Here is a 12,556-nt window from a genome sequence, read left to right on the forward strand (position 1 = left end):
TCTTCTCTCAAAAATCATGTGAGCAGGAGGTTCTGTGCCTGAAAGACGAACCCTGATTGCCCCGCTATTTTGCCTCACCCTTGCTGGCTGCGCGCCGGACTCCGGCGTTCGCGGATGGATGGATGAGTATGTCGCCGAGCTGGCTGGCGCGCTGGAGCTGAGCCCTGAGTTGTCCGGGATTGATCCGGTGGCACAAATACCCCGCCGGCGTGAGCGCGTACTGAACCTGCCTGATCTGGATATGGGGATTCTGGATTTCCTATCTCTCTATGGCTGTGAGCTGCAATACGTGGTTGGAGAGCGAAATTCCATCATGGGTCGTGTAATGCAGCCGCTGAATCAATTGCGCTATGAAACCCGTTTTATCCGCGCGGCTCAGGACTGCCTCCCGGAGGCCGAGCGTGAGGGTGTTAAGGAAGAGCTGGAAGGGGCTATCGAGAGCAAGTCGGAAACGCTGGCTGTTGCCGTATGGAACGCAACCTGGGGCGTGGAGGAGATTGAAAAACTGTTTACGCTCTCGCAGGGATACTATCCCCGGGAGGGCGGGGCGACTCTTGTCGACGAGCTGGCAGCAGGGGTGCGGCAACTGAATCAGACAGTGGCAGGCCTGTTGACCGGTAACTTTGACGAGCCACTGGATTACGTGGGCGAAGTGCATCAGCGCTGGCAGGCAGAGCACCGAGCGGGCCAGCTACTGAACAGCGTGCGATTGCTGACCACGCGGCTTGACGATGCCACAGCGCTGCTGGTGGAGCGGATTGAAACCGATCCTCTGTGCCCGGAAGAGGGAGCTCGCCAACCGGCGGCAGCGCTTAGAGAAACCTACGAAGGCAGCTATAACGGCGGCGTTGAGGCCTATCTGGCCAGCGTCGGACAGGCCCGCAAAGCACTGATCGAACCGCTTGAGAAACTGGCCACCCAGCAGTCCGATACCATGCCGGACGCCTTCCGGGAATGGTATCGACGTCACCTGACGAGCGATACTGCACAAAGCCTCTGGCAGCAACTGGATGGCGCCGTTGAAGCTCACGATCGTCGCTGGCAGCAGCTTCTCGGCCAGTGCGGCGTTTCCGCGGAGTCATGAACTGCGAAGCGATTCAACGCTGGCTTTCGGGGGTTACCCGCAGAATTTCCTCGACCGTGGTAGAACCGGCTGACACTTTCTGAGCGCCGCTGAGTCGCAAGGATTTCATGCCGTTCTTGTAGGCGTCCACCCTGAGTTGCTCCAGTTCGCACTGTTCGGTGATCTGCCGGATCAGGTTGCCGGAGAGCTGCATGATTTCATACACCCCCGCGCGGCCATAATAGCCGGTGTTGCGGCATTCCAGGCAGCCAACCGGGTGATAGACTTGCTTCGGGGCGGTTGCCTTCCAGGGCCTTGTCAGGCTTTGCCAGGCCTGCTCGTCCACCGGCCCCGGTTCCTTGCAGTGGGGGCAAAGTGTTCTGGTCAGGCGCTGGGCCATCACGCCCAGTACGGTGGCACGAATCAGATACGGGGGAATGCCGAGCTCCATCAATCGGGTAATGGCGCTGGGGGCGTCGTTGGTGTGCAGTGTCGACAGCACCAGGTGACCGGTCAGCGCGGCCTGTACGGCCATTTCGGCGGTCTCCAGGTCACGGATCTCGCCAATCATGATGATGTCCGGGTCCTGTCGCAACAGGGCTCTCACGCCTGAAGCAAAGGTCAGCTCAATATTGGTCTGCACCTGCATCTGGTTGAAGGCCGGCTCTACCATCTCGATCGGATCCTCGATGGTACAGATATTCACCTCGGGAGTTGCCAGCTGTTTGAGGGTGGAATACAGGGTGGTGGTCTTGCCGGAACCGGTGGGGCCGGTGACCAGCACAATGCCATGGGGGCGATCGGTAATACCCTGCCAACGCTCCCGGTCTTCCTTTGAAAAGCCCAGTTGTTCGTAGGATTTTAGCAGCACTTCCGGGTCGAAGATCCTCATCACCATTTTCTCGCCGAACGCGGTGGGCATGGTGGCGAGGCGCAACTCTACTTCACTGTTGTCCGGCTTGCGGGTTTTGATGCGGCCATCCTGGGGGCGGCGTTTTTCCGCCACGTTCAACCGGCCAAGGATTTTCAGCCGGCTGGTGACCGCCACCCCGACCTGATCGGGAAATTCGTACACGTTATGCAGCACGCCATCAATACGGAAGCGCACCTGGGTAACGTTTCGCCGTGGCTCTATGTGGATGTCGGACGCACGCTGATCAAAGGCGTATTGCAGCAGCCAGTCGACGATCTTGACCACGTGCTGGTCGTTGGCATCGGGGTTTTCGCTGGCGCCCAGATCCAGCAGTTGCTCGAAGTTCTGGGCACCGGCGGGGTTGGCGGATTTGTTGCCGCCGGCCTTGCTGACAGAACTCGCCAGTTGATAAAACTCGACTGTATATCGGCGAATGTCATCGGGGTTGGCCACCACCCGCCGAATGTCCTTGCCAACGGCCTGGCGCAGGTTGCTTTCCCAGTCGCTCTTGAAGGGTTCGCTGCTTGCGACCAGAACTTCATCCTGGCCGATCTCTACCGCAAGAATGCCGTGGCGCTGGGCAAAGGCATAGGACATCACCCGTGCAATGGCCGGAGTATCTATCTTCAGGGGATCAATGTGGTAGTAGGGCTGTTCTGCCCAGTCGGCCAGCCACTGCGTGAGCTTTTCCAGATCCAGGTTGCGCCCGGTTTTCTGGCTCTCCAGGTCTGACTTGGCAACCAGTTCCAGCGGGTGGCGCTGGCTGGCGGGCCCGCTACTGCCGGTGAAGGCGCTGATGTTGGCTGAAAGAACCCGCTCCGCGTCTTCCTGGGAAATCTCGCCACTGGTTACCAGGGCGGTACAGATATCCCTCAGGGTCAGCGTGCTTCTATGGGGCGCGGGTGGATGGGTACTGTCGGCCATGGGGGTGTTTCCTGTCAGGTTTCTGAAACCGGCTGTGAACGATTCACCTTAAGGTGGACCATGGCTACTGTAAACAGCAGGAATGTGAGCACCGTCAGTATGATGGGGGCGATTGCCCCCTCGCTGAGCCAGGCAGAGACCACGTAACGGGTGAAGTAGAAAATAACCACAAAGCTAAGCCAGATATACCCCCGGTTATGGCCTCGGAATACTGGCACCACAAAGGCCAGAAGTGGGAGGAGTTTGATGCTGAGCATCAGGGTTACCGAGACACCCTCGGTTTGAACCGGATAAAACGTAGTTACTACCAGAGTCACCAGGGTTGCAAGATAAAGCGCAATGGTCAGTCGGGCTGTGATGCGTGCTTTCGGGTTGTGAAGCATTCAGGGTTCCGTTGTTGAGGGGTGGTCGATCACTCAATAAGTTTTACGGCGATCCGGGCGAGACGTTCACCGAATGTCTGGCAGATGGTTTTCTCATGTTCAGTCACCGCCTGCTGCTCTCCGGTGCCTGCCCAGTGGGAAGGGCCATAGGGTGTGCCGCCGGAAGAGGTCTCGTTCAGGGCGTTCTCCGAGTAGGGCACCCCGCATAGCACCATGCCGTGATGCAAAAGCGGCACCATCATGGTCAGCAGAGTGCTTTCCTGTCCGCCGTGCAGGCTGCCGGTTGAAGTAAAGGCACCGGCAGGTTTTCCGGTCAGGGCTCCGTTCAGCCAGAGGTCTCCGGTACTGTCGAGAAAGTACTTCAGCGGCGCGGCCATGTTTCCGAAGCGGGTCGGGCTGCCAATGGCCAGGCCCGCGCAGTTCGCCAGGTCGTCCTTGTTGGCGTAGGGGGCCCCAGTGTCCGGGACCGCCGGCAGCGAAGCTTCTGTATCTGGCGATACGCCCGGGACGGTGCGAATTCTGGCTTCAATGCCCGTTACCCGGGAGACGCCCCGGGCGATCTGCGTGGCCATTTCTGCGGTCTGGCCGGTGCGGCTGTAGTACAGCACCAGAATGTAAGGGGCCTCGGCAGCCATTACCTGTCTCCGTTCAAAGAATATTGAGGACGTTCTCGGGCGGTCGGCCCAGGGCTACCTTGTTACCCCTGATAACGATGGGGCGTTCGATCAGTTTCGGAGTTGCCACCATGGCTTTGACCAGGGCCTCCCGATCAAGCTCCGGATCATCCAGACCTTGTTCCCTGTATTCCTTTTCCCCGGTCCTCATCAGGTCCCTGGGGCCGATATCGAGAGCCTGGAGGATCTGTTCCAGGATCTGCTCTGTCGGTGGCGTTTCCAGGTAGCGTATAATTTCTGGTTCAACACCCTGTTCTCGAAGGAGTTCAAGGGTTTGCCGGGATTTTGAGCAGCGTGGGTTGTGGAAAATTCGGGTCGGTTCTGTCATGGTTCTCCCTCTTTCCAGGTCAGGTAAACTGCAAGTATGTACGAGCGCCGTAGTCTAACAGGAGGCCACCCTGTGCAATACCCTGCCGAGCACCTTGCCGTGGCTCGTTCTTCCAGCGGAGCACGCGGAATCGGTATTATACTTGCCTTGTTGATGCTGGCGGGATGCCAGAACCCGGATTTTGAGAAGCCGGACGGCACGGTGCTGCAATGGGAAACTCTGCGCGGCCACTGGGTGCTGGTCAACTACTGGGCAGAGTGGTGCAAGCCCTGCCTGGAAGAAATCCCGGAATTGAACGACCTCGACAGGTCGAGTTCCATTGTGGTTCTGGGCGTGAACTTCGATGACATCCGGGGCCAGCAACTGATCGACTTGGGTAATAAAATGGGCATCAGTTACGGCATGCTGAACGAGGACCCTGGCCCTGAGCTTGGCTGGAATACCCCGGTCGCCTTGCCGGCAACCTTCGTTATCGACCCTGACGGAGATCTGGTGGAAGCCCGATTCGGCCCTCAGACCGAAGAAGACATCAAAGCACTGATCGGGCGCTGAACCCGCCCCGATCCGGAATCAACAAGCAGGAATACCCCGGCGCTATGTCACAGACTTTTGTCCACCTCCGCGTGCACTCCGAATATTCCATGGTAGATGGGCTGGTGCGGGTGAAGCCGCTGATCAGTCGGGTGGCCGAGCTGGGTATGCCAGCGGTTGGCCTGACCGAGCAGTCCAACATGTGTTCCCTGGTGCGGTTCTACAAAGCCGCCATGGGAGCCGGGGTAAAACCCGTCATTGGTGCGGATCTCTGGATAGAAAACCCGGAAGAGCCCGACAACCCTTTCCGGCTGACCCTGCTGGCGCGGGATAAAGATGGTTACCTGAATCTTACCGAAATAGTCTCTCAGGGCTACACCGAGGGTCAGCGCTTCGGCAAGCCCATTATTCAGCGCAAGTGGCTCGAAAGCCGGTCAGCAGGGCTTATTGCACTGTCAGGCGCGCGGATGGGTGATGTTGGCAAGGCGTTGATGGCCGGCAAGCTGGATCTTGCCCGGCAGCGTGCCGAATACTGGATGAAGCTTTACCCCGAGTCGTATTACCTGGAACTGCAGCGTACCGGAAGACCCGGTGACGAAGACTGCCTGCATCTGAACGTGGAGCTGGCGGAAACTCTTTCCTGCCCGGTAGTGGCCACCAACGACGTTCACTTCCTCCACGCGGAAGACTTTGAGGCCCACGAGGCGCGGGTCTGCATCGGTGAAAGTCGTACCCTTGATGACCCCCGTCGGGACCGCCGCTTCAGTGACCAGCAGTACCTACGCAGTGCGGAAGAAATGATAGAGCTGTTTTCGGACATTCCCGAGGCAGTGGAAAATACTGTGGAGATCGCCCGACGCTGTTCGGTTCAGGTACGAATGGGCGAGTATTTTCTGCCGAACTATCCCATCCCTGATGGCATGACCATCGATGAGTACTTCCGCAAGGTCTCGGAAGAGGGCCTGGAAGAGCGGCTGGCAAAGACCCTGAGCAAGGACGACCCGGAGTACGACACGAAGCGTGAAGCCTATTACACACGGCTGAACTTCGAGCTCGATATCATCACACAGATGGGCTTCCCGGGTTACTTCCTGATCGTTATGGACTTCATCAAATGGGCCAAGAATAACGGCGTGCCGGTGGGCCCGGGCCGGGGTTCCGGTGCCGGCTCCCTGGTGGCCTACGCCCAGTTGATTACCGATCTCGACCCTCTTGAGTACGACCTGCTGTTCGAGCGCTTCCTGAACCCGGAACGGGTCTCCATGCCCGACTTCGACGTCGACTTCTGTATGGAGGGCCGTGACCGGGTGATCGCCTATGTGGCGGAGAAATACGGCCGGGAAGCGGTCTCGCAGATTATCACCTTCGGTACCATGGCGGCCAAGGCGGTGGTTCGCGATGTGGCCCGGGTTCAGGGGAAGTCCTACGGGCTGGCGGACAAGCTGTCCAAGATGATTCCCTTTGAGCCGGGCATGACCCTGGAAAAGGCGCTGGAGCAGGAGCCGCAGCTGGTAGAGTTTCTCGAGAACGACGAGGAAGCCCAGGAAATCTGGGAGATGGCGCTCAAGCTGGAGGGTGTCTGCCGTAATGCCGGTAAGCACGCAGGTGGTGTGGTTATCGCGCCCACCAAGATCACCGACTTTTCGCCCCTGTACTGCGACGACGAGGGCGGCAGCCTGGTGACCCAGTTCGACAAGGGTGACGTAGAGGACGCCGGCCTGGTGAAGTTCGACTTCCTGGGGTTGCGGACCCTTACCATCATCGACTGGGCCCTGAAGATGATCAATCCGCGTCGGGAAAAGCGCGGGCTGCCACCTCTGGATATCAACGAGATCCCGCTGGACGATGTGCCGTCCTTTGACATGCTGAAGAAAGCTGAAACCACCGCGGTGTTCCAGCTGGAATCCCGGGGCATGAAAGATCTGATCCGCCGCCTGCAGCCGGATTCTCTGGAAGACATGATCGCATTGGTGGCTCTGTTCCGGCCCGGGCCGTTGCAGTCAGGCATGGTAGACGACTTTATCGATCGTAAACATGGTCGCCAGCCCATGTCGTTTCCGCACCCGGACTATCAATACGATGGCCTGAAGCCGGTTCTTGAGCCCACCTACGGGGTTATCCTTTACCAGGAGCAGGTCATGCAGATTGCCCAGGTCATGGCGGGCTATACCCTTGGTAACGCCGACATGCTGCGTCGGGCCATGGGCAAGAAAAAGCCCGAGGAGATGGCCAAGCAGAAACAGTTTTTCCTGGACGGGTGCGAAAAAAATGGCATCGACAAGACGCTGGCGGAAAACATCTTTGACCTCGTAGAAAAGTTCGCCGGCTACGGTTTCAACAAATCCCACTCCGCTGCCTATGCCCTGGTTTCCTACCAGACGCTCTGGCTAAAGGCTCATTATCCTGCTGAGTTCATGGCGGCGGTGCTTACCGCGGACATGCAGAACACCGACAAGGTGGTCACGCTGGTTGAAGAATGCCGGAGCATGGGGCTGGAACTTCTGGTGCCCGATGTCAGCCGCTCTGAATACACCTTCACGGTGAACGAGGATGGCGCCATTATTTACGGCCTGGGCGCCATCAAGGGCCTGGGCGAGGGCCCGATTGGCAGCATCCAGGCCGGGCGCGCAGATGGTGAGCCCTACCAGGACATATTTGATTTCTGCCGCCGCGTGGACCTGAAGAAAGTGAACAAGCGGGCCATGGAGGCGCTGATTCGTTCTGGTGCCATGGACAAGCTGGGCGCCGGGCGTGCACAGCTGATGGCAAGCATTGATAAGGCCATTCAACAGGCCGGCCAACAGTCCCGCAACGAATCCGCAGGTATGACGGATATGTTCGGCGAAATGCTCATGGGCGGTGAGGATGGCGACCCATATTCTGATGTGGCAGATGTACGGGAATGGCCAAAGAAACAGCGCCTGAAAGGGGAGAAGGATACCCTCGGGATTTACCTGACCGGCCACCCCTTCGATGAATACGAAAAAGAGGTTCGACGGTTTGTGCGCTCTTCAATTGCCGACCTCAAGCCTGCGCGGCAGCCCCAACGCGTTGCTGGCCTGGTAGTGGCTCAACGCTCAATGAAAACCCGTACGGGCTCCACCATGGCCTTTATCACTCTGGACGATCGCAGTGCCCGCATAGAGGCAACCCTGTTCTCTGAAGCATTTTTCGAAAACCGGGAGTTGCTGCAGTCAGACCAGGTGATTGTGGTTGAGGGGCAGGTCAGCCACGATGATTACTCCGGCCAGATGAAAATGCGGGTGAACTCGGTGATGGACGTGGGCACGGCGCGGCAACAGTTCAGTCGCGGGCTCAAGCTGGCTATCCACTCCGACCAGCTGCAGAACGGCCTGCTCGACAAACTGGACTCCACCTTGCGGCCCTTCCGCTGTGAAGGCAGCCCGGTGTGGATCGAATACAGCAGTGATAATGCCAGTACCCGTATCGAACTGGGTGACTCCTGGCGCGTTCAGCCGGATGACGACCTTTTGCTGGAGCTGAAATATCTGGTGGGCGACCAGTCGGTAGAACTGGTCTATGATTGATAATGTCCGGCAAGGTTTATCCCGGGCGCGGCGAAGGCGCTGAAACATTACGGTTTTGTCAGAAAGCGGACTCATACCAAGGTACGCTTTAGCCATGGCCCGGGCGCTGCTATCTTTGTCCAAAATTCTGGTTTGGCGACTTACATTCGCGCCTTGCAAGCAAATGATGGAACATCATGAACCCTAACTATCTGGATTTCGAACAGCCTATTGCCGACCTTGAAGCCAAAATTGAAGAGCTTCGCATGGTGGGTAACGACACTGACATTAACATTACCGACGAGATCAGCCGGCTACGCAAAAAGAGTGTAAGCCTGACCGAAAGCATCTTCTCGGACCTCAAGCCCTGGGATGTATCACGACTGGCTCGTCATCCACGCAGGCCCTACACCCTCGATTACGTTGAGATGATCTTCGACGATTTCGACGAGCTGCACGGTGATCGTCGTTACGCCGATGACCAGGCCATTGTTGGCGGTACAGCCCGCCTGGAAGGCCAGCCGGTAATGGTAATTGGCCACCAGAAAGGCCGTGAAGTGCGCGACAAGGTAAAGCGCAATTTCGGCATGCCCCGCCCAGAGGGCTACCGTAAGGCCCTGCGGTTGATGGAAATGGCCGAGCGATTCCGCATGCCTATCCTGACGTTTATTGATACCCCTGGCGCCTATCCCGGTATCGGTGCCGAGGAGCGCGGCCAGAGTGAAGCCATTGCTTTCAATCTGGCAGTGATGTCTCGCCTGAAAACCCCGATCATCTCAACCGTGGTGGGTGAGGGCGGCTCTGGCGGTGCTCTCGCCATCGGCGTCTGCGATCAGCTCAACATGCTGCAGTATTCCACCTATGCCGTTATTTCGCCGGAAGGCTGTGCCTCGATTCTCTGGAAAAGTGCGGAGTACGCGTCTCAGGCCGCCGAGGCCATGGGTGTTACCGCGGAGCGCCTGAAAGATCTGGGCCTGGCGGACAACGTGATTACCGAGCCGCTTGGCGGCGCTCATCGCAATCCGGAAAAAATGGCGGAATCCCTGCGCGCAACCCTGAGCAAGGGCATCACCGAACTCGGTCGTCTGCCACTGGATGAACTGGTTTCCCGTCGCTATGAGCGGCTGACCCGATATGACACGGGCCGGTAACGCCGGCTCCGGATCTGACTGGCCGGAGGCGCTTTGTGCCCCGGTCAGGAACCTCCCTCCCCATTCACGCCTATGGATCGCACTGAGCGGCGGAATGGATTCTGTTCTGCTTCTCCATGTGGCTGCCTGGCTGTATGCCCATACCGGCCAGTTATCGGCGGTGCATGTGAATCATCAATTACAGGCCAACGCCGATCACACTGAGAAATTCTGCCAGAAGCTGTGCAGCGAGCTGGGTGTGCCTCTCGAGGTTCGTCGCGTGGTCGTTAATGGTCGTGAAAGCGGCGACAGTGGCGCTAGCGGAGGAATTGAGGAAGCGGCGAGGAATGCCCGTTATAAGGTCTTCGAAGACATTCTGGATACTGGCGGACTGTTGTTGATGGCCCACCACGGTGATGATCAGGCTGAGACGGTGCTGTTCAGGTTACTGCGGGGCACTGGCACCGCCGGGCTGGGGGGTATGCCCCGGTCCCGTCCATTGGGAAACGGAAGACTGTACCGGCCATTGCTTGACTTCTCGCGTAGTGATCTGGAGGCCTGGGCAATGAAGAAAGGCATCCACTGGGTGGACGACCCCAGCAACACCGATGAGCGGTTTGACCGCAATTTCCTCCGGCAGTCCATCATGCCACTTCTTAAGGCCCGCTGGCCGTCTCTGGTCAGTCGTGTTGCACATACTGCACGTTCCTGTCGTGAGGCTGATGAGTTGGCCGGAAAGCTTGCAGAAATCCGCTTCCAGCAATGCGCTACCGGCCAGGGAACGCTTGAGGTCAACGCGCTGGGGCAGCTTGCTGCGCCGGAACAGAAAAATCTGGTTCGTTGGTGGATCAACCATAACCGCTACGTTCCCCCATCAATCATTGACTGGCCCCGGGTAATCTCGGACCTGCTCAATGCACCTCCGGACGGAGCCCCGGAGCTGCGTGGTAATGGCTATGCCATACGCCGCTTCAAGGGCGAGCTCTATCTGGTTGGTGAACGTCCGGTGTTGCCGTCGGTCAAGTTGCCTTTGGTTCCGGGCCAGGAGCAGGTATGGGGAGAGTGGCGGCTGCGACTTGTGGCAACAGCGGATCCTGAAATGCCCGCGCCGGATATACGGATATCTACGAGGGTCGGGGGCGAACGTCTTCGGCCCGCTCCTGACGGACCCTCTAAGTCCCTCAAGAACTGGCTCCAGGAACAGAATATTCCACCCTGGGAAAGAGCGCGGCTACCGCTGTTTCTGGAGGTAAAGGACGGCACTGAAGAGGTGGTCGGGGCTGGCGATGTGTGGCTTTCCGGCAAATACTGTGGAGAGGCCCCGGCCAGTGGCTGGCGCATTGTTGTGGAGCGGGAATGTAATTGAGAAGGTGATGCCTTTCTGGTAGTCTGGCGTCCCATCTTGAGATGACAATCTCCCTCCTTCACCGAACCAGACAAATCACGGAATCTGCATGACGCGTTATATTTTCGTCACCGGCGGTGTCGTGTCCTCCTTGGGGAAAGGTATCGCATCGGCCTCTCTGGCCGCGATCCTTGAGGCACGCGGCCTGAAGGTCACTATTCTCAAGCTGGACCCGTACATCAACGTGGACCCCGGCACCATGAGCCCGTTCCAGCACGGTGAGGTTTTTGTCACCGAAGATGGCGCGGAAACCGATCTTGACCTGGGGCACTACGAGCGATTCATTCGCACGCCAATGTCACGCAGGAACAACTTCACCACCGGCCGCGTTTACGAGGAAGTCATTCGTAAGGAGCGCCGCGGTGACTATCTTGGCGGCACGGTTCAGGTGATTCCCCACATTACCGACGAGATCAAGCGTCGTGTGGTCGAGGGAGCTTCCGGTGCCGATGTAGCCATGATCGAGATCGGCGGCACAGTGGGTGACATCGAATCCCTGCCGTTCCTCGAGGCGTGTCGTCAGTTGAAGGTGGAAGTGGGCCCCCAGCGCGCGCTGTTCATGCACCTTACCCTGGTTCCATACATTGCCACCGCTGGTGAGATCAAGACCAAGCCCACCCAGCACTCGGTGAAGGAAATGCGCTCCATCGGCCTGCAGCCGGATATCCTGCTGTGCCGTTCCGAGCACGAAGTGGATGCCAGCTCACGCCGCAAGATTGCGCTGTTCACCAACGTGGAAGAGCGAGCGGTCATCCCGCTGCAGGACGCGAAGTCCATCTATGCCATTCCGCGCATGCTCCACGAATTCGGCCTGGACCAGCTGGTCATCGAGCGATTCGGTATTGACGCCAGCCCGGCCGATCTCGGCGAATGGGACGCGGTGGTCGAATCCCTGATGAATCCCGACCACGAAGTCACCATCGCCATGGTTGGCAAGTACATGGAGCTGCTGGACGCCTACAAGTCGCTGATTGAATCCCTGCTCCACGCCGGTATCAAAACCCGCACCAAGGTCCGGATGAACTACATCGACTCCGAAGACATCGAGCGCGACGGCACCGGTGCACTCGACAGTGCCGATGCCATCCTGGTTCCCGGTGGCTTTGGCGAGCGTGGCGTGGAAGGCAAGATCCGCACGGTGCAGTATGCCCGGGAAAACAAGGTGCCTTACCTGGGCATCTGTCTGGGTATGCAAGTGGCCGTTATCGAATACGCACGCAATGTGGCCGGTCTGAAAGATGCCCACAGCACCGAGTTCCGTGAGCACACCCCGGAGCCGGTAGTGGGCCTGATTACCGAATGGCTGGACGCCAGCGGTGAGAAAGAAGAGCGTACTGAAGCGTCTGATCTGGGCGGCACCATGCGTCTGGGCGCCCAGGACTGCGTGGTAACAGAAGGCTCCACCATTGCCAATTGTTACGGCCGCAAGACCATTCGTGAGCGCCACCGCCATCGTTTCGAGGTGAACAACCATTTCCTTCCCCAACTGGAAGGCGCGGGCCTGAGAATTTCCGGCCGCTCAACGGACGGCAAACTGGTTGAAGTGGTGGAAGTACCCGATCATCCGTGGTTTGTCGCCTGCCAGTTCCACCCCGAGTTCACCTCCACTCCCAGGGACGGCCATCCGCTGTTCAAGGGCTTTGTAGAGGCAGCCCTGGCCCGTAAAAAGGAATCCTGA

General features: G+C 58.5%; 10 protein-coding genes. 6 read left to right on the plus strand and 4 right to left on the minus strand.

What is annotated here, in order from left to right; all coding sequences use genetic code 11:
* Positions 1 to 34 precede the first annotated feature (34 nt).
* Positions 35 to 1,084: a DUF3080 family protein gene (locus FO268_RS16930; RefSeq protein WP_225316812.1), complete on the plus strand. Its 1,050-nt coding sequence runs from the start codon at positions 35 to 37 to the stop codon at positions 1,082 to 1,084.
* A gap of 13 nt (positions 1,085 to 1,097) precedes the next feature.
* On the opposite strand, the gene FO268_RS16935 is transcribed toward FO268_RS16930, so the two are convergent.
* The 4 genes from FO268_RS16935 to arsC are packed head-to-tail and all read right to left on the minus strand — an operon-like array spanning position 1,098 to position 4,285.
* Entirely contained in the window at positions 1,098 to 2,900 is a 1,803-nt protein-coding gene (locus FO268_RS16935) for a GspE/PulE family protein (RefSeq protein WP_150994425.1), read from the minus strand.
* A gap of 14 nt (positions 2,901 to 2,914) precedes the next feature.
* Entirely contained in the window at positions 2,915 to 3,283 is a 369-nt protein-coding gene (locus FO268_RS16940; RefSeq protein ID WP_150994426.1) for a DUF2069 domain-containing protein, read from the minus strand.
* Positions 3,284 to 3,312: 29 nt separating this feature from the next.
* A complete protein-coding gene (gene wrbA / locus FO268_RS16945; RefSeq protein ID WP_150994427.1) occupies positions 3,313 to 3,918 on the minus strand; it encodes an NAD(P)H:quinone oxidoreductase in 606 nt (201 codons plus the stop codon).
* Between the two features lie 13 nt (positions 3,919 to 3,931).
* Complete coding sequence (arsC, locus tag FO268_RS16950; protein ID WP_150994428.1) at positions 3,932 to 4,285, minus strand: arsenate reductase (glutaredoxin); 354 nt, start codon at positions 4,283 to 4,285, stop codon at positions 3,932 to 3,934.
* A gap of 72 nt (positions 4,286 to 4,357) precedes the next feature.
* On the opposite strand from arsC, the gene FO268_RS16955 reads away from it, so the two are divergent.
* The 5 genes from FO268_RS16955 to FO268_RS16975 all read left to right on the plus strand — a co-directional run bounded on the left by FO268_RS16955 (position 4,358) and on the right by FO268_RS16975 (position 12,556).
* Complete coding sequence (locus tag FO268_RS16955; protein ID WP_225316814.1) at positions 4,358 to 4,837, plus strand: TlpA family protein disulfide reductase; 480 nt, start codon at positions 4,358 to 4,360, stop codon at positions 4,835 to 4,837.
* Between the two features lie 44 nt (positions 4,838 to 4,881).
* On the plus strand, positions 4,882 to 8,364 hold the full coding sequence (dnaE, locus tag FO268_RS16960) for a DNA polymerase III subunit alpha (RefSeq protein ID WP_150994430.1): 3,483 nt from the start codon (positions 4,882 to 4,884) through the stop codon (positions 8,362 to 8,364).
* Positions 8,365 to 8,540: 176 nt separating this feature from the next.
* The gene (gene accA, locus FO268_RS16965; protein ID WP_150994431.1) at positions 8,541 to 9,494 is read left to right on the plus strand and encodes an acetyl-CoA carboxylase carboxyl transferase subunit alpha; all 954 of its coding nucleotides are present in this window, start codon (positions 8,541 to 8,543) and stop codon (positions 9,492 to 9,494) included.
* A complete protein-coding gene (gene tilS, locus FO268_RS16970) occupies positions 9,478 to 10,839 on the plus strand; it encodes a tRNA lysidine(34) synthetase TilS (protein WP_150994432.1) in 1,362 nt (453 codons plus the stop codon). Before accA ends, tilS begins: the two co-directional genes overlap by 17 nt.
* Positions 10,840 to 10,927: 88 nt before the next feature.
* Complete coding sequence (locus tag FO268_RS16975) at positions 10,928 to 12,556, plus strand: CTP synthase (protein ID WP_150994433.1); 1,629 nt, start codon at positions 10,928 to 10,930, stop codon at positions 12,554 to 12,556.

Source organism: Marinobacter denitrificans (assembly GCF_008795955.1).
Classification (GTDB): Bacteria; Pseudomonadota; Gammaproteobacteria; order Pseudomonadales; family Oleiphilaceae; genus Marinobacter; species Marinobacter denitrificans.

Excerpts from the sequence above, each read along its gene's own strand:
- wrbA (WP_150994427.1), bottom strand. The coding sequence starts at position 3,918 with ATGGCTGCCGAGGCCCCTTACATTCTGGTGCTGTACTACAGCCGCACC.
- FO268_RS16935 (WP_150994425.1), bottom strand. The coding sequence starts at position 2,900 with ATGGCCGACAGTACCCATCCACCCGCGCCCCATAGAAGCACGCTGACC.
- dnaE (WP_150994430.1), top strand. The coding sequence starts at position 4,882 with ATGTCACAGACTTTTGTCCACCTCCGCGTGCACTCCGAATATTCCATG.
- arsC (WP_150994428.1), bottom strand. The coding sequence starts at position 4,285 with ATGACAGAACCGACCCGAATTTTCCACAACCCACGCTGCTCAAAATCC.
- FO268_RS16975 (WP_150994433.1), top strand. The coding sequence starts at position 10,928 with ATGACGCGTTATATTTTCGTCACCGGCGGTGTCGTGTCCTCCTTGGGG.
- accA (WP_150994431.1), top strand. The coding sequence starts at position 8,541 with ATGAACCCTAACTATCTGGATTTCGAACAGCCTATTGCCGACCTTGAA.
- tilS (WP_150994432.1), top strand. The coding sequence starts at position 9,478 with ATGACACGGGCCGGTAACGCCGGCTCCGGATCTGACTGGCCGGAGGCG.
- FO268_RS16940 (WP_150994426.1), bottom strand. The coding sequence starts at position 3,283 with ATGCTTCACAACCCGAAAGCACGCATCACAGCCCGACTGACCATTGCG.